Origin of the sequence: Henriciella mobilis (genome assembly GCF_003576315.1) — a bacterium.
Lineage (GTDB): Bacteria > Pseudomonadota > Alphaproteobacteria > Caulobacterales > Hyphomonadaceae > Henriciella > Henriciella mobilis.
The window spans coordinates 445,160-462,055 of the sequence record NZ_QWFZ01000039.1 but is presented as its reverse complement, the minus strand read 5'-3'; the positions used below and the strand labels follow the sequence as shown (position 1 = coordinate 462,055).

Sequence of the window (16,896 nt, the reverse complement as noted above, 5' to 3'; positions counted from 1 at the left end):
TCAGATGTGCCGCGCACGCCCGTGGTGCGTCGACCCCTACTCGTCGAAATCCCCTTCGGGCACGGCGCGTTCGAGGTTGCCAAACCGGGTCGTGTTCGCATCAAACGCCAGAACAACGCGGCCGATCGGGCCGTGGCGCTGCTTGCCGATGATGACCTCGGCCGTGCCATAGACTTCGTCCATGCGCTGACGCCACTTGGCCCATTTCTCCCCGGCATTCGGATCGTCCGGAGAGGCCTGCGGCTCTGTCCGTTCGAGATAGTAGGACTCGCGGTAGACGAACATGACGACGTCGGCATCCTGCTCAATCGAGCCGGACTCGCGAAGGTCGGAGAGCTGCGGGCGCTTGTCGTCGCGCTGCTCGACCTGGCGGGAGAGCTGCGACAGGGCGATCACCGGGACATTCAGGTCCTTGGCCAGCGCCTTGAGCGACATGGTGATCTGCGTGATTTCCTGCACCCGGTTCTCGTTGCTCTTGCCGCTAGAGCCGGTGAGAAGTTGCAGGTAGTCGATCACGATCATGTCGAGGCCGACCGTGCGTTTCAGGCGGCGGGCGCGGGCGGATAGCTGGCTGACCGAGATACCGCCCTGGTCATCGATGTAGAGCGGCAGGTTCTGCAGCTCTTCGGTCGCTTCACGGATCTTCTCGAAATCATGCTTGTCGAGGTCGCCCTGCCGGATGCGGTGCGCGTTGATGCCGGTCCGTTCGGCGATAATCCGCGTGGCCAGCTGTTCGCATGACATTTCGAGCGAGAAGAAGGCCACGACCGCACCCTCGACCGTTTTCTTTGAGCCGTCATCCTGCGTCTCGCGCCGGCAGGCATGGGCGGCGTTGAAGGCGATATTGGTCGCCAGCGTCGTCTTCCCCATGGACGGGCGCCCGGCGAGGATAATGAGGTCGGAGCTGTGGAAGCCGCCAAGCTTCTGGTCGAGATCATCGAGGTGCGAGGCGATGCCCGCAATCTTGCCGTCCCGCTGATAGGCCGCTTCGGCCATCTGCAGCGACTCTTTCAGGGCCGACGCAAAGGTATGGAAGCCTCGGCCCGAAGAGCCCCGGTCGGCAAGGTCGAAAAGCGAACGTTCGGCCAGCTCCAGCTGGCGGTCGCCATTCTCGTCCGGCGCTGGCTTCAGGGCGCGCTGCTGCACGCTGGCGCCGATATCGATCAGCTCGCGGCGCATCGCGAAATCGCGGATCATGTGGGCGTAGTCGGAAATTTCCGGCCCGAACGCGGCGGATTTCAGCAGCTCGGCCAGATAGGCCGCCCCGCCAATATCCTGCAGCTTGTCACCCTTTTCGAAATGCTCGCGCAGCGTGATGCCGTCGGCCACACGGCCGGACTGGATCATGTTCGCGCAGACCTCGAAAATCTCCTGGTGCGGAAGCGAGTAGAAGTCGCCCGGCCGCAAGACGTCCGCAACGCGCTGGAACGCATTATTGTCATAGAGGATCGCGCCGATAACGGCGGCCTCTGCCGACAAATTGTGCGGCGCCTCCATCGTGGAGGGCGGGTTTGACATGTCATTCATGAGCAATATTCCAGCCTAGCCTGATTCTGTCTTAACCAAGCCATGAACGAGATTGCAGGCTTGACTCGCAGATACCCGTGCACCTTTTCCACTCCGTCCACAGATCAATCATAGCTGTGGGATTCGCGTGACAGGCGAGTGGCTGGACAGGGCCAAAAAAAAGAAAGGCCGCATTCTTTCGAACGCGGCCTTTCCGGTAGCTTTCGAGCGCTTAAGGACTAGTCCTCTTCGTGCTCGCGGGTTTCTTCATCGCGCTCGGCGCTGGCTTCAGCCAGTTCGGCAGCCTGCTCGGCAGATGCGCCTTGCTGTTCGGCCTGCAGCGTCTCGATGATGTTCTCGCCAGCGGCCTGACGTTCGGCTTCTTCCGTCGAGCGGGCGACGTTGACCGAAATGTCGACGATCACTTCGCCGTGCAGGCGAATGCCCATCTCGTAGATGCCAATTGTCTTGATCGGCTGGTCCAGCTTGATCTGGCCGCGCGTCACCTTGAAGCCTTTTTCAGCAAGGCCTTCGGAGATGTCACGGGTTGAGACCGAACCGTAGAGATTGCCGGTGTCGGACGACTGGCGGATGAGAACCAGATCGGTGCCCTCGAGGGCGTCACCGGTCTTCTGGGCTTCGGCCCGGGCGTCGGCATTGCGCTTTTCAATCGCGTCGCGTTCGGCCTGGAAGCGGGCGCGGTTACGATCATTCGCGATCAGGGCCTTGCCGCGGGGAAGCAGGAAGTTACGGGCAAAGCCGTTCTTCACGCTGACTTCTTCACCGAGTTCGCCAAGGTTCTCGACGCGTTCAAGAAGGATGATGTCCATGTCGGTCGTCCCCTTACTTCACGGTGAATGGCAGGAGCGCGAGCATGCGGGCGCGCTTGATGGCGCGGGCGAGCTTGCGCTGGTTCTTGACGTTCACTGCAGTGATCCGCGAGGGGACAATCTTGCCCTTCTCGGAAATGTAGCGTTGCAGCAGTTTCACATCCTTGTAGTCGATCTCCGGGGCGCCTTCGCCCGAGAACGGATCGACCTTGCGGCGGCGGTTGAACGTGCGCCGGGCCGGGATGTTGGTGATGTTGATATCACCGGCGTTGTTTTCTGAAGACATGTGTTCGCTCCCTTAGTCCTTGCGGCCCTTGCGGCCCATCATGGCGGACGGCTCGTCGTCGAGCACATCGACCTTGACGGTCATGTAGCGGATGACGTCGTCGGAAATACGCTGACGGCGCTCCAGCTCTGCGATGGCCTCGGCCGGCCCGTCAATGTTCAGCAGGGAATAGTGGCCCTTGCGCTGCTTGTTGATCGGGTAGGAGAGGTTGCGAAGGCCCCAATATTCGGTCTTGCCGACCTTGGCGCCGTTCTTCTGTAGGAATTCTGTGAGTTCCTCGGTCAGGCTCTCGACCTGTGCAGGCGAGATGTCCGGCCGGGAAATCAGCACGTGTTCGTAATATGCCATTTCTGGTTCCCTGAGGTTCTGGGCAGCGGCGCCGGAAACGCGGGAAACGCTTCGACGATGGCCCCTGTCTGGTACGGCTCATTCCGCACCGCAGGACCGCAACCCGTTGTGAAGAGCGCGCTTAAACCTCAACTGGGCGAAAGAATCAACCGCTCTTGCGCGCTCGTGCGCAGCCGGATAGGCCCTGCGCCAGACCAAAACTTGATTCCGAACGTCAGAGGGCAGGACGCCATGACCAAATTCGCTTTCATCTTTCCCGGCCAGGGCAGCCAGTTCATCGGTATGGGAAAGGATCTCGCCGAGGCATTTCCGGAGGCGAGGGCCGTCTTCGTCGAAGTCGATGACGCGCTTGGACAGAAGCTGTCGGAGCTGATCTGGGCCGGTGACGAGGACGAGCTGAAGCTGACATCGAACACCCAGCCAGCGCTGATGGCCGTCAGCGTCGCGGCGATGCGCGCGCTGGAAACGAAGGGGCTTTCGGCAGCGGACGCGGCCTTTGTGGCCGGCCACTCGCTCGGGGAGTATTCCGCCCTCGCGGCCGCCGGTTCGATCGCCGTCGGCGATGCGGCGCGCGTGCTGCGGATCCGGGGCAATGCCATGCAGGCCGCCGTTCCCGCGGGCAAGGGCGCCATGGCCGCCCTGCTGGGCGCCGATCCGGAACAGGCAAAATCACTCTGCGCGATCGGATCGTCCGAAGGCGGGGTCTGCGAGATCGCGAATGACAATGCGCCCGGACAGATTGTGATTTCCGGCGACAAGGCGGCGATCGAACTTGCGGCTTCGAAAGTCAGCGACGTCGGTGTAAAAAAGGCGATGCTGCTTCCGGTCAGCGCGCCGTTTCACTGCTCGATGATGCAGCCCGCCGCCGACCAGATGCTCAAGGCGCTGGCCGAAATCGAGATCAAGGCGCCATCGGCCCCGCTCGTCGCGAATGTCACCGCCGATGTGACGACGGATCCTGATGCGATCCGCCGACAGCTGGTCGAGCAGGTCACCGGGCAGGTCCGCTGGCGCGAGAGCGTTACGTTCATGGCGTCCCAGGGCGTCGAGCTGACGGTCGAGGCGGGCGCAGGCAAGGTGCTGACCGTCATGAACCGCCGCACGGTCAAGGAACTCGAAGGGCTGACATTAGGCACGCCTGAAGAGGTCGAATCGGTTGCAGAACGTCTCCGCTGAGGCGACAACAGTCGCCAGCGAAAGAACAAATTCTCCGGGAGAAGGGTTTCAATCATGTTTGATCTGACCGGGCGCACGGCGCTCGTTACCGGCGCATCGGGCGGTATAGGCAGTGCGATTGCCAAGGCATTGTCGGAATCGGGCGCCAAGGTTGCCCTGTCGGGAACCCGTGAAGGTGTGCTCGAAGAGGTGAAGGCAACGCTGCCCGGCGAGTCTGCCATTGTGACGGCGAACCTGTCGGACGCGGAATCTGTCGATGGGCTGGTCGGCCGCGCAGAAGAGGCGATTGGCCCGCTCGACATCCTGGTGGCCAATGCCGGGATCACGCGCGACGGCCTGCTGATGCGCATGAAAGATGAGGACTGGGACGCCGTCCTGAATGTCAACCTCGGTTCCTATTTTCGGCTGGCCAAGTCCTGCATGCGGGGCATGATGAAGCGCCGCCACGGGCGAATCATCGGCATCACCTCGATCGTGGGCGTCACCGGAAATCCGGGCCAGGCCAATTATTGCGCGTCGAAGGCGGGTATGATCGGCTTTACGAAGTCACTCGCCCAGGAAGTCGCCAGCCGCGGTATTACAGCCAACTGCGTTGCGCCCGGTTTCATCCAGTCGCCGATGACGGACGTGCTGCCGGACGCACAGAAAGAGGCGCTGCTAGGCCAGATTCCAGCAGGAAAACTGGGTCAGGGTGGAGACATTGCCGGCGCAGTCGTCTACTTGTCTTCAGATGAAGCAGCATACGTCACGGGCCAGACCCTGCACGTCAATGGCGGCATGGCGATGATATAGAAGGATCGTCGCCAAACAGTCACAGCCCTTGGCGACGGATTAATCTTCGTGCTAACGGGCTTCCCAAGACCGGATAGGTCTTCCTATCAGACATTATGAGAGAGGTTTCCATGTCTGACGTTTTCGAGCGTGTTAAAAAGATCGTTGTCGAGAATCTCGATGTTGAAGCAGACAAGGTCGCTGAATCTGCGAGCTTTATCGATGACCTGGGCGCCGACTCGCTTGACCTGGTCGAGCTGGTCATGGCTTTCGAGGAAGAGTTCAACATCGAAATTCCCGACGATGTGCAGGAAAACATCCGCACCGTCGGTGACGCTGTCACCCACATCAAGGCTCACGTCTCCTAAGGAGGTCAGCTGATGCGTCGCGTCGTCATTACAGGGATCGGTCTCGTTTCTCCGCTTGCAAGCGGGACGGAGGCTACGTGGGAACGGCTTATTGCCGGCAAATCCGGAGCAGGTCCGATTGACCTGTTCGATACAAAGGACGTGCCCTGCAAAATTGCTTTCCAGGTCCCGTGGAATGATGGCCGCGGCGGCGGCAGCCCGGATGATCCCCACTCGTTTGATCCCGACAAGGCGGCCAGCGCGAAAGAGCGCCGCCGGATCGACGAGTTCATCCTCTATGCCCTGGCGGCGGCAGATGAATGTGTCGCCGACTCCGGCTGGACGCCTGAGACCGACCACGACAAGGAACGCACCGGCGTCCTGATCGGGTCGGGCATTGGCGGCCTGCAATCCATCTACGATACGGCGATCACGCTGCACACGCAGGGTGCGCGCCGTGTGAGCCCCTTCTTCATTCCATCGGCGCTGATCAACCTGGCTTCGGGCCAGGTCTCTATCCGTCATGGATTCAAGGGGCCCAACCATTCCGTCGTCACGGCTTGCGCGACCGGCGCCCATGCCATTGGCGACTCCGCCCGCCTCATCAAGTATGGCGACGCGGATGTTATGCTGGCAGGCGGGGCCGAAGCGGTGATCTGCGAGATCGGCATTGCCGGTTTCTGTGCCGCCAAGGCGATGTCGACCAATTTCAATGATACGCCTGAGAAGGCATCCCGGCCTTATGACAGGGACCGCGACGGTTTCGTCATGGGCGAGGGCGCAGCCACGGTGATGCTCGAAGAGTATGAGCACGCCAAGGCGCGCGGCGCGAAGATATATGCCGAAGTGGTGGGCTATGGCCTGACGGGCGACGCGTATCATATCACGGCGCCCGCCGAAGGCTCGGAAGGTGGCTACCGCGCGATGAAAATGGCGCTTGGACATTCCGGGCTCGACGTGTCCGAAATCGATTACGTCAACACACACGGCACCTCGACGCCGAAGGGCGATGAGGGAGAAATCGGAGCGGTTGAACGGTTGTTTGGCGATCATGCCAAGAACCTGTCGCTGTCATCGACAAAATCGGCTGTTGGCCACCTGCTCGGGGCAGCCGGCGCCATCGAGTCCGCGTTTTGCGCCCTGGCGATCCGCGACCAGATCATGCCGCCGACGCTCAACCTCGACAATCCGAGCGTGGACACACCGATCGACCTCATCCCTCACAAGGCGAAGAAGGGTCAGGTGCGCGCTGCGATGTCGAACAGTTTCGGTTTCGGCGGCACGAATGCCTGCCTGATCATGAAGCAGGTCGACTAGTTTCCATACCGTCATTGCTGGGGCACAGTGGGGCGAGCCACAACGTCGAGTCGGACCCATGCGTCTCTTCAAATTCCTGTTTGCCCTCGTCTTTGTGGCTGCCGTTCTCGGCGTCGCTGCCATCGCTGGCGGCTGGCTCTGGCTGCAAAGCGAAGTCGCCAAGCCCGGCCCGTCACTCGAGGAAGCCGTTTTCGAGGTCGAGCCGGGAGAGCACCTTGGCAGCGTCGCCCAGCGGCTCGAAGAGCAGGGGCTCATATCGGATGAAAGAACGCTGCGGCTCCACGCCCGCCTTGAGGGCCAGCAGACGGCCATCAAGGTGGGTGAGTATGCCGTCCCGCCGCGGGCGAGCGTGGCGACGATCCTCAGCCTGCTGGTGGCCGGCGACGTCATCCAGTACCGCATCACCATTCCCGAAGGCCTGACAACGGCCCAGATCCTTCGCCTGGTGGAAGGTAACAGCGATCTTGAAGGCGACATGCCCGACCGGGAAATCGGCGAAGGCACTCTTCTGCCGGACACCTATATCTTCTCGGCTGACACCACACGGGTCCAGATGATCGAGCGCATGGAAAAGGCGCAGGACGACCTTCTCGCCGAGCTTTGGCCAGACCGCCAGGAAGACATACCGATCGACACGCCTGAGGAAGCCCTGATCCTGGCATCGGTCGTGGAAAAGGAAACCGGCATCGCGAGCGAGCGCGGCCTTGTCGCCGGCCTTTTTACCGAGCGGCTCCGGCGCGGCATGCGGCTCGAGAGCGATCCGACGGTGATATATGGTGTCTCGAAAGGCGAGCCGCTCTTCAACAATGCGGGTCAGCGCCGGACGTTGTATCGCTCCGAACTCAATCGGAAGACCGACTGGAACACCTACCAGATCGACGGCCTGCCGAAGACGCCGATCTGCAATCCGGGCCGGGACGCCATCGCGGCCGTGCTGAACCCGCCCGAGACGAATTACATTTTCTTCGTCGCCGACGGCAAAGGGGGGCACCTGTTTGCCGAGACGCTGGCTGAGCACAATCGCAATGTCGCGGCGTACAGGGCCTATGAGCGCGAAGAGATCGCTCGGGAGCGGAACAATTGACGTCAAACGTATCTTCAATGACCGGCTTTGCCCGCGTGGCGGGCGAAGCAGGCTGGGGCAGCTGGGCATGGGAAGCCAAGAGCGTGAATGGCCGCTCGCTGGATGTGCGGGTCAATACGCCGTCTGGCTTTGAAGCGCTCGAACAGGCGGTCAAGCAGGCGGCCAAGGCGCGTTTTGCGCGAGGCAACCTGCAGGTTGGCCTGCGGATAGACCTCAGCAGCGGGCCCGAAACGCTGAGCGTCAATTCCGAAGCGCTCAACCTGCTGGTGCGCGCGTATGAGAATATTTCATCGAAGCCAATCGGTGATGGCGATGCGCTTGCGACACTGATGACCGTCAAGGGTGTGATCGAAACCGGCTCGTCCTCCACGCGGGATCTTGCAACCGACGAAGACGCGGTTGCGCTGCTGCAATCTGCCGGTGAGCAGGCATTGGATGAGCTGGCAAGTGCCCGCAAGGCTGAAGGTGAAGCCCTGTATGCGCTGATCCGTCAGCACCTCGATGAGATTGAGGCGGCTGTGGCGCGTGCGACAGACTATGCGGCGAGCCAGCCAGGACTGCTGAAGGCGCGGCTGGAAAAGCAGCTTGCCGAACTTGGGGCCGACAAATCCGTCGATGCGGACCGAATGGCGGCCGAGATTGCGCTTTCGGCGGCCAAGGCGGACGTCCGCGAAGAGCTGGACCGGCTGACGGCGCATATCGCGTCGGCCCGGCAGCTGCTGGAAAATGGCGGCGCTATCGGCCGAAAGCTCGATTTCCTCGCCCAGGAATTCAACCGCGAAGCCAATACGCTCTGCTCGAAATCGGCGAGCCTCGATTTGACGAATGAGGGACTCGCGCTCAAAGGGCTCGTGGACCAGGTCAAGGAGCAAGCCGCCAATGTCGAATAGCGGACACCCCAAGGATCGCGGCGAACGCCGTGGGCTGATGCTCGTCATCTCTTCGCCGTCAGGTGCAGGCAAGACGACGCTCGCCCGCAAGCTGATGGAAGAGTTCTCCGACATCCGGCTGTCTGTCTCGGCTACGACACGGCCGCCGCGTCCGGGTGAAAAGGATGGGATCGACTACCATTTCAAGACGGTCGAAGAGTTCCGCACCATGATCCGTAATCGGGAATTTCTCGAATGGGCGCTTGTCTTCGACAATCTGTACGGTACGCCGCGTGCCGATACCGAAGCGCTTCTCTCGGACGGACATGACGTCCTTTTTGACGTTGACTGGCAGGGCGCCGACGCGCTGCACGACCAGATGCCGCGCGACGTGGTTTCGGTGTTCATCCTGCCGCCGAGCATAGACGCCCTGCAGGCCCGGCTGGCGGCCCGCCCGGGATCCACCGATGAGGTTGTCGACCGGCGCATGCGCGACGCCAAGGCGGAGATGCGCCACTGGCGGCGCTACGACTATGCGATCGTGAATGATGACCTGGAAGTCGCCTATCAGCGCCTCAAGCGGATACTGCTGGTCGAACGGCTGAAGCGGCTGCGCCAGCTCAGCCTGGAAGACCATGTCCGCAAGCTGATGGGCGAGGCGTGATCAGGCCGCTGCGAAGGCCCCGGCCAGTTTTCGGAACTCCGCTTGTGTGAGCGTTTCGGCCCGCGCTGTCGGGTCAATGTCACAGCTTTCAAGCCACTGCGTCGCATCGAGACCTTTCGTCTTCGCGAGCGCTTTCAGCGAGGCCCGCAACATCTTTCGCCGCTGACCAAACGCCGCCGCGGCGACCTTTTCCAGCGCGTCCAGATCCTCGAACTGCTTTTCGGCTGGCAGCGGCCTCAGAACGGCAACCGCGCTGTCGACTTTGGGCGGCGGGCGGAACGCGCCGGGCGGCAGCGTGAAGGCTATGTGCACGTCACAGACGGCATGGGCGAGCACGGCCAGCCTGCCATAATGATTGCTGCCGGGCTCCGCCGCCAGGCGCTCCGCCACTTCCTTCTGGAACATCAGTGCCATCTCGCCGCGCCAATCGCCGGCTTTCAGCCAGTCCACAGCCAGCGGCGTGCCGACATTGTAGGGCAGGTTGGCAATGATCATGGCGGGCGCTTCGCCGCCCGCGGTCGCGATAAGTGATGGCCAGTCTACTTTGCGCGCATCCCCCAGATGAACGTGCAGGCGGCCTTGCGCCGCTTCCGGCCACGCTTCCAGCCCCTCTGCAAAGCGCGGATCGGCTTCGACGGCAATAAGCTTCCCGGCGCCTTCCTTGAGCAGTGCCCGGGTCAGACCACCTGGTCCCGGCCCAACTTCGATCACGGTGCGGCCCTCGACGGGACCGGCTGCAAGTGCGGTTCGCCGGAGAATATCCGGGTCGAACAGGAAGTGCTGGCCCAGTGCCTTGCGGGCCCGGCCTTGCGTCAGTTCAGGATCATTGGCCGTCTCAGACATGAGCAAGCCGGTTGGATGCCATCTTGCGGGCGAGCCTGATAGCGCTGATCAGGCTGTCCGGTCGAGCCTCATTGTCGCGGGCGGCGTCATAGGCGGTGCCGTGGTCCGGGCTGGTGCGGACAATCGGGAGGCCGAGCGTTGTGTTCACGCCGCCCCAGAAATCCAGCGTCTTCACCGGAATAAGGCCCTGGTCATGTGTCATGGCAATGATGCCATCGAAGCGCCCGTCCAGCATTTCGGCAAACACCGTGTCGCCGGGACGCGCATCGCTGATGTCGATGCCCTCGGCGCGCAGGCGCGCAGCGAGCGGGTTGATGATGTCGCGCTCCTCGGTGCCGATCGTTCCGCTTTCGCCTGCGTGCGGATTGAGCCCTGTGAAAGCAAGGCGCGGTGAGGCGATGCCGAAGTCACGGTGAAGGGCTTCCGCGGTAATCCGCGCCGTCTCCGAGAGGTGTTCGGGCGTCAGGTGAAGCGGGACGCTGATCAGGGGAATGTGGATCGTGGCAAGCGCAACCCGCAAGCCGCCGCCGACAAGCATCATCACCGGCTTGCAGGGCTTGGTTGTAGCCTCTTCGCAGATGGCAGCGAGGTACTCGGTGTGGCCGGGATGCGCAAAGCCGGCCGAATACAGCACCGCTTTCGAGATCGGATTCGTCACGACGCCGCCGGCAAGTCCGTTCAGCGCGTGTTGCGTGGCGGTTTCGATACTCTCCAGAATGCCTTTCGCCGACGCGCTGTTTGGTCTGCCGGTCTCTACCGGTGGCAGGTCTGCCTTGAGCGGCAGGACAGGCAGGGCTGTCGGAAAGACGGAAGCCGCGTCTGCAGGATTTGAAATGTCACGCGTTGCGCAGTCGAAAAGGTCCGCTTCCGCGATGACATAGAAGGGTGCCCCAGCATCCTCCCGCAGGGCCTGCCAGGCGCGTGCGGTGATTTGCGGGCCGCAGCCCGCTGGGTCTCCCATGGTCACAGCCAGAGGAAGGGAAGAAGAATGCGACGTCATGCGTGGTCCATGTGCGCCATGAAGACGGCGCTGGCAACACCGCGGCGATGGTCAGCCGACCTTGGCTCCTAGCTGCCGCGCTGGATGATTGTGGCTTCCCGGCGCAGGTTCCGCAGCTCGCGTTGCGAGATCATGTTGAGCTGGCGGCCATAGAGCTGATCCTCGATCTGGTCGCGGGTTGGAAGGGTATCCCCCGACTGCTCCCGATTGCACAGATACATCACGCCGAGCGAACCACCCATTGCCATGATATCGGTATGACCGCCGATCTCGACGGCGTCGATCATCGCCTGCGCTTCAGGGCCCAGGTCACTCAGCCTCACATCCGAAAGGTCGCTGGCTTCGAGGTTCGGGTCGTTACTGGCCACTTCTCTTGCGGTTTCGCAGTCAGAGGCCGCGGCGGTTGCGGCGAGCAGGTCTTCCTCGGAATTGTTGCCCACCGCGAGGCGGACCATATCAACCACGGTGAACGTCTCGGAAGGATCGCGTTTGCCGCGGTATTCAATGATGTACACGCCGTTCTCGACAGCGATAGGCGCACTGAGTCCAGCCTCGTCCATTGAGCGGACAACCTCGGCGACAGCCGGATCAACATCCTCAAGCGAAACAAAGCCCATATCGCCGCCCGTCGCCGCCGTGGGCGCTGAAGAAAAGCGCTCGGCAGCCACTTCAAACGGGGCACCGTTCTGCAATTGCTCGATAATCGTGCTGGCACCTTGCAGGGCCTGCTGCTTCTCTGTCTCATTGGCGGTGTAGAGGAAAATCTCGCCAAGTCGGTACTGGGTCTCTTGCGAGGCAGCCTCCAGGCGCTTCAGCCGCTCATCGATCTGGTTGGACGAAATCCGGATGCGCGAGCCGTAAAGGCCGCCCATGATCCGCCGCCAGGCGATCTCCGCCCTCATCTGTGCTTCAAGGCTTTGCGGGTCGACATTGGCCTGGCGCAAGACGCCAATCAGCGTCTCCCGGTCGAGGCCCGACTGGCGCGCCATGTCCTCGATCGAGCGGTTGATGTCTTCCTGCGATATTTCCACTTCGTATTCGGCCGCTTCCTGAAGCTGGAGCTTCTCGTCGATCAACTCGTCCAGGGCTTGCGCTGCAATCTGTTGCTGCTGCTCCGGCGTTGGACGCTGCGCGCCGAGTGTCAGAAGCAGCAGGCTCGCGCGCTGGCGTACGTCGCTATAGGAAATGGGCTGATCGTTCACGATCGCGACAATGCCCTCGATTGTCTGGGCTTCCTGAGCGTGACTGGGCGCCATCGCGGCCGGTGCGGTCAGGGCCAGTGCGATGGCCGTGGCAGCTAATCTAATCATACGAACCTCCGCTTGCCGGTGTCGCACGGCAAGACGCTGAAATTATGGCGAACCATACCGTCACAGTTGCGAGAGGCAATGCAGCGATTCCAGTACGGTCTCATTCGTGCACGCATCAGTCGAAATTGGACGAGCCGACATTCCCGAGCGATTTCAGGGCGAACCTGAACAGGACGGAATCCGACGGTCCGAGCTGCCGGTCGATCTGTTCGGATCGCTCAAAAACCAGTTCGAATCGCGAACAGTCATCCTCGTATCCAACACCCAGCGAGTGGCGGATGTCGCGATTGCCTTCGATGTCGCGCTGCAGCCCGTAGAGCAGGAAGTAATTGTCCGTAACGGAGACCTCTGACGTCAGGAGTACACCCTCCTGGCGCTGGCCGGACTGGGACACATCCTGCTTGATTTGGTAATAGAGGGCGTTCGCCTTGACCCGGTCGAGCGAAAGGTTGAGGCCGGTATCGATCCGGTTCATTTCGAGGGTTTCGTCGTCAAGGCGGACTTTCGCCTGGATACTCAGCGGATTGCCGAGTTCGAGTGCGAAGGCGCCGACCCAGTCGCTCGACGTACCGTCCAGGCCGCTGGGCTCGTCGAAGGCCGGGTCGTTGCGGTTGCGCCAGCGTTTGCCGGCAAGCGCCGAGAACTCGACCCCGGATTTCCACCGCGCCACGGTAGAGATCCCCGCAGAAATCTTGCTGTCGCCCTCATAAAGGTCATAGCCCACCTGGGCGTTGCCTTCGAAAAGGGAGGACGTGTCGAGCTCGAAATAGTTGCCGTCCTCGATCGGGATGGCGTCTTCATTCGCGCCGCTCGTGCCGACCGCGCCCATCACGATCGGTTCGATGGTGATATCGACGGATTTGCCTGGCCGGAAGAAAGGGTAGGACACTTCCAGACCCGCGGTCCCGAAGGCGCGCTCGACGGAGCTGCTGTCGCCAGCGGCAGGAAAATCATCGATCTGGTAATGGTCGAAGCGCGCTTCGGCGAAGGGCTCGGCGAGGATGCCGCCGGGCAGGACCTTGCGAACCGACCATTCCGATCCGACAGACGTTCGCAGGCTGTCGGCGCCTGCGTCGCGCGTGAGGTAGGCGGTCGACATGTTCACGCTGGCATAGCCGTACTTGTCCAGGTCGAAGACGCGCTCGGCATAGCCAAGCGGCAGGACGTCGGCGATGGCGTCTTCGCGGGCATCGTCGAATCGCAAACTGTCGAAGGTGAGCAACGATGCGTCGGCATACCAGTTGCTCGACTGGCCCTGCGCAAAGACCTGCGAAAGCAGCAGGCGAGGCTGGTTGGTATAGAGACCGCGTTGCTCGTTTTCGCCGTCGATGTCGTAGCGCCTTGTATAAAGGTCGTCGCTCGCCTTTTCGACACCGAAGCCCCACAGCCAGTTGTCCGTGATCTGGAACTTGCCGTTGCCGAAGATGTGGCCGCGCCACTCCTTCTCGCCGAATTTTTCGCCGTCACTGTCGAAGTTCTGCTCGTAGGTGAAGCTGCCATTGAAGTTCACCTGGCCGGACCAGAACCGCTTGCGGTAATCCAGCTCGATCAGCGGATTCACCTTCGTGTTCAGCATCGGCGAAACGGTCAGGTCCTGATAGGGCGAAATGGCCCAGAAGTAAGGTTGCTGGTAGACGATCCCGCGCTTGGACGAGCTCCCGACCGTCGGAAACAGGAAACCTGAGCGGCGTTCAGCTTCCGGGTCGGGGTGCGCGAAATAGGGAAGGTAGATAACCGGTATGCCGGCCACTTCCAGTACCGCATCGCGATAGCTGTACATGCCCGACTCTTCGTTGAAGACCGCCTTGCGGGCGCGGATCGCCCATGTCGGTGTCGAGTCGCCTTCGCAAAGTGCGCATGCGGTGAAGATGGCGCGGTCGAGCGTGTTATAGGTCTCGTTCTCACGCGTGGCCAGATTGGCGGACGCCGTTGCGCCTTCTGGTGTGCGCATCGCGAAGTTTGCGGCGTAGCCATTGGCAAGATCCGCATCCGTCTCGATCTCGTCCGCGAAGCGCTGCGTGCCGTCGGGTTCGAGGACGACGACATTGCCCTGCGCGCGCACCTTTGCGGTCAGCCGGTTGTAGGTCAGCTTGTCGGCCGTCATCACCCGGCCTTCATATTCGGCCTGGACGTTGCCTTCAGCGACAACGAGGTTCTCTTCCTCGAGCACGTAGACATTGTCTGCGGTCAGCGAGACGCGGGATGCCTCGGCCGGGGCCTCCGGAGCCACGGCTTGCGCGAAAGCCACCGGGCCCAGCGAGCCAAGCAGACAGGCTGCAGACGCAGTTTTCCAGACGCCCATGGGGCCTCCCGATTTACTCTATTCCAACCAAACCGCATAAGCGGCACCGGCAACTGCGTCCAGCCATTGAGGCTCAAGCTTGCCGGGAATTCACCAAACCTGTTGCGTTCCGGTCAGGCCCTGGAGGCCAGACCACCCGCATGGGTCAGCGCTTTGCCCTCGATTTCAAGTTCCATCAACAGGGCGGCGCACTGGCGGGCTGAACATTGGCTGGCGCGTGCAATCTCGGAAATCGGCATCGGGGTGGGTGACAGGGCCTCGAGGATACGTGCTGCGAGATCGCCGCCGGGCGGCTCGTCTTCGAATGACGGATCGAGTGGCATCGGCGGGGAAAAGGAGAACGCATGCTGCTCGCCAATCTGTCCGGACACAGCTTCGAGTACGTCAGCACCGTGACGAACCAGCGTTGCGCCGTTGCGGATCAGTCGGTTTGTCCCGGCGGCGCGCGGATCGAGCGGCGAGCCGGGCACGGCCATCACTTCGCGGCCCTGTTCGCCAGCCATGCGGGCTGAAATCAGCGATCCGGACCGCTCGGCCGCCTCGACCACGACTGTTCCAACAGCAAGGCCTGTTACAATCCGGTTCCGGCGCGGAAAATCGCGCGCGGTTGCGCGGTGGCCGAAGGCGCGTTCGGAGACCACAGCGCCCTGTTGGCAAATGGCCTCATAAAGGTCGCGGTGCTGCGGCGGGTAGACTTGGTCAGCCCCACCTGCAAGCACCGCGACGGTTCCCGTGTCGAGGCTTGCGGCGTGGACTTCGCCGTCGATACCGCGCGCCATGCCGGAGATGGTCACGAGACCGGCCTGACCGATGGCCGTGCTGAGCTGGCGCGCAATCTTCCGGCCGGCAGCTGACGCATCCCTTGCGCCCACAAGCGCTATTGCGGGCCGGTTGAGCAGGTCGAGCTTGCCAATCGCCGTGATCAGGGGCGGTGGGGGCGACAGGTGCGACAGCGCTTTCGGAAAACGCGGGTCAGCGGCTGTCAGGATCGTTGCACCGGCCTGCCGGACGTCATCGATTTCACGGCGCGCCGCATCCATGTCGGCATTTATGGAGGCCATGCCAGCGAGCGCGTCGCCCGGTGTGCCGAACCGGTCCAGAAGCTGGAAGAATGTCACTGGCCCGATGCGGGGTGCCCGGGCGAGGGCGACCCATTCAGCCAGGTCTGCCTCGCTCGCCGGCGGTGTCATCCGGCATCCTTTTTCTTCTGGCCGAATTTCGGTTCCGTACCTTTGACCAGCCGGGCGAGGTTGGCCCGGTGTGTCCAGAAGACGAGTACACTCAGGGCGGCAAGTACAGCGACAGCAAAATGCGTCTCACCCAGCAGGAAGGCGCCGACCGGAACAAGGGCGGCTGCTGTCAGGGCGGCCAGCGAAGAGATCCGGAAGACGAGGAACATGATCAGCCAGGCAGGGCCGCCAATCATCAATCCCTTCAGGGAGGCGAAGACCAGGAGGCCGGCATAGGTAGCGACACCTTTGCCACCCTTGAAGCCGAGCCACGCCGGATAGCAGTGTCCGAGGAAGGCGGCCGCGCCCGCGATCAATCCCGTATTCCTGTCCGAGAAGACGAGCGTGAAGATCAGGACCGCGAGACCGGCCTTGAAACTGTCGAGCAGCAGGGTCGCCAGGGCCAGATCCTTGCGGCCGGTTCGAAGGACATTCGTTGCCCCGATATTCCCGGAGCCGATCGTGCGGATGTCTCCGAGACCTGCGGCCCGGGTGATGAGCAAACCGAACGGAATGGAGCCGAGCAGGTAGCCGCCGAGGGCGGCGAGCACGAATGGGAGATAGGTCATGGGCAGCCCTGTTTCGGTCGCCGGTCGAGGATGCGGCGGTTCATCTGTCTTGTCTGTCTGAAGCCGGAACCCGTCAAGCCGTGCTCAAGGGGTGAAGTGGCTTGACCAGCCATCAGGGTCGCCGGGGAAATTATCGTGCAATCGTACGATTGAGGTTGATTTCAAGCATGCCTGTACGAGCTGTCAAACCCGAAAACATTACAGGATGCGGAAGGCACTCTCCTGATAGGAGAATCTCAAGGCCGATTTTCGCCTGTGCCATTACCGCTTCATTTTTCGGCCTGGCCTGCGAGCGGGATTAGATGTGAAAAGCGCGAAATTGGAATTTTCGTGTTTTTGTACGATTGTGGTTCTGGGCTCCCTCTCTGCCTATTTCCGGCCTGACAGGATGGAGATTCATGTGCGGCGGTTGGTACTCGAAATGCGTCGTTCAAAAGTACGAGGC

General features: G+C 62.0%; 17 protein-coding genes. 7 read left to right on the top strand and 10 right to left on the bottom strand.

Translation table 11 applies throughout. The annotated features are described in order from the left end of the window. Nucleotides 1–36: 36 nt before the first annotated feature. The 4 genes from D1227_RS19480 to rpsF all read right to left on the bottom strand — a co-directional run bounded on the left by D1227_RS19480 (nt 37) and on the right by rpsF (nt 2,970). Nucleotides 37–1,527 (bottom strand): replicative DNA helicase, encoded by a 1,491-nt coding sequence (locus D1227_RS19480; protein ID WP_119376408.1) that lies wholly within the window; start codon nt 1,525–1,527, stop codon nt 37–39. A gap of 218 nt (nt 1,528–1,745) precedes the next feature. Further along, entirely contained in the window at nt 1,746–2,336 is a 591-nt protein-coding gene (gene rplI / locus D1227_RS19475; protein ID WP_119405855.1) for a 50S ribosomal protein L9, read from the bottom strand. Between the two features lie 13 nt (nt 2,337–2,349). Further along, the gene (rpsR, locus tag D1227_RS19470; RefSeq protein WP_084393527.1) at nt 2,350–2,622 is read right to left on the bottom strand and encodes a 30S ribosomal protein S18; all 273 of its coding nucleotides are present in this window, start codon (nt 2,620–2,622) and stop codon (nt 2,350–2,352) included. Nucleotides 2,623–2,634: 12 nt separating this feature from the next. Further along, nucleotides 2,635–2,970 carry a 30S ribosomal protein S6 gene (gene rpsF, locus D1227_RS19465; protein ID WP_119376410.1) on the bottom strand — a complete coding sequence of 112 codons (336 nt, stop codon included), beginning with the start codon at nt 2,968–2,970 and terminating at the stop codon, nt 2,635–2,637. A gap of 231 nt (nt 2,971–3,201) precedes the next feature. Here rpsF and fabD point away from each other — a divergent pair, with 231 nt between their 5' ends. The 7 genes from fabD to gmk all read left to right on the top strand — a co-directional run bounded on the left by fabD (nt 3,202) and on the right by gmk (nt 9,198). Next, a complete protein-coding gene (gene fabD / locus D1227_RS19460; protein WP_119405854.1) occupies nt 3,202–4,146 on the top strand; it encodes an ACP S-malonyltransferase in 945 nt (314 codons plus the stop codon). A 54-nt stretch (nt 4,147–4,200) separates the two neighbouring features. Beyond that, nucleotides 4,201–4,938: a 3-oxoacyl-[acyl-carrier-protein] reductase gene (gene fabG, locus D1227_RS19455; protein ID WP_119405853.1), complete on the top strand. Its 738-nt coding sequence runs from the start codon at nt 4,201–4,203 to the stop codon at nt 4,936–4,938. Nucleotides 4,939–5,048: 110 nt separating this feature from the next. Further along, on the top strand, nt 5,049–5,285 hold the full coding sequence (locus D1227_RS19450; protein WP_018146954.1) for an acyl carrier protein: 237 nt from the start codon (nt 5,049–5,051) through the stop codon (nt 5,283–5,285). Between the two features lie 12 nt (nt 5,286–5,297). Next, nucleotides 5,298–6,581, top strand: coding sequence for a beta-ketoacyl-ACP synthase II (gene fabF, locus D1227_RS19445; RefSeq protein WP_119376413.1), 1,284 nt, complete (start codon nt 5,298–5,300; stop codon nt 6,579–6,581). 58 nt (nt 6,582–6,639) lie between these two features. Continuing rightward, on the top strand, nt 6,640–7,665 hold the full coding sequence (gene mltG / locus D1227_RS19440) for an endolytic transglycosylase MltG (protein ID WP_119405852.1): 1,026 nt from the start codon (nt 6,640–6,642) through the stop codon (nt 7,663–7,665). Next, entirely contained in the window at nt 7,662–8,555 is an 894-nt protein-coding gene (locus D1227_RS19435; RefSeq protein ID WP_119405851.1) for a YicC/YloC family endoribonuclease, read from the top strand. The genes mltG and D1227_RS19435 overlap by 4 nt, the downstream gene beginning before the upstream one ends. After that, on the top strand, nt 8,545–9,198 hold the full coding sequence (gene gmk / locus D1227_RS19430; RefSeq protein WP_119376416.1) for a guanylate kinase: 654 nt from the start codon (nt 8,545–8,547) through the stop codon (nt 9,196–9,198). The genes D1227_RS19435 and gmk overlap by 11 nt, the downstream gene beginning before the upstream one ends. On the opposite strand, the gene rsmA is transcribed toward gmk, so the two are convergent. The 6 genes from rsmA to plsY all read right to left on the bottom strand — a co-directional run bounded on the left by rsmA (nt 9,199) and on the right by plsY (nt 16,451). Continuing rightward, nucleotides 9,199–10,041, bottom strand: a complete 843-nt coding sequence (gene rsmA / locus D1227_RS19425) for a 16S rRNA (adenine(1518)-N(6)/adenine(1519)-N(6))-dimethyltransferase RsmA (RefSeq protein WP_119405850.1) — start codon at nt 10,039–10,041, stop codon at nt 9,199–9,201. Beyond that, nucleotides 10,034–11,041: a 4-hydroxythreonine-4-phosphate dehydrogenase PdxA gene (gene pdxA, locus D1227_RS19420; RefSeq protein WP_119405849.1), complete on the bottom strand. Its 1,008-nt coding sequence runs from the start codon at nt 11,039–11,041 to the stop codon at nt 10,034–10,036. The genes rsmA and pdxA overlap by 8 nt, the downstream gene beginning before the upstream one ends. A gap of 68 nt (nt 11,042–11,109) precedes the next feature. Beyond that, nucleotides 11,110–12,351 carry a peptidylprolyl isomerase gene (locus D1227_RS19415; protein ID WP_119405848.1) on the bottom strand — a complete coding sequence of 414 codons (1,242 nt, stop codon included), beginning with the start codon at nt 12,349–12,351 and terminating at the stop codon, nt 11,110–11,112. 115 nt (nt 12,352–12,466) lie between these two features. Next, entirely contained in the window at nt 12,467–14,653 is a 2,187-nt protein-coding gene (locus D1227_RS19410) for an LPS-assembly protein LptD (RefSeq protein ID WP_119405847.1), read from the bottom strand. A gap of 113 nt (nt 14,654–14,766) precedes the next feature. Next, on the bottom strand, nt 14,767–15,843 hold the full coding sequence (gene dprA, locus D1227_RS19405) for a DNA-processing protein DprA (RefSeq protein ID WP_119405846.1): 1,077 nt from the start codon (nt 15,841–15,843) through the stop codon (nt 14,767–14,769). After that, complete coding sequence (gene plsY / locus D1227_RS19400) at nt 15,840–16,451, bottom strand: glycerol-3-phosphate 1-O-acyltransferase PlsY (RefSeq protein WP_119405845.1); 612 nt, start codon at nt 16,449–16,451, stop codon at nt 15,840–15,842. Before plsY ends, dprA begins: the two co-directional genes overlap by 4 nt. Nucleotides 16,452–16,896: the final 445 nt, after the last annotated feature.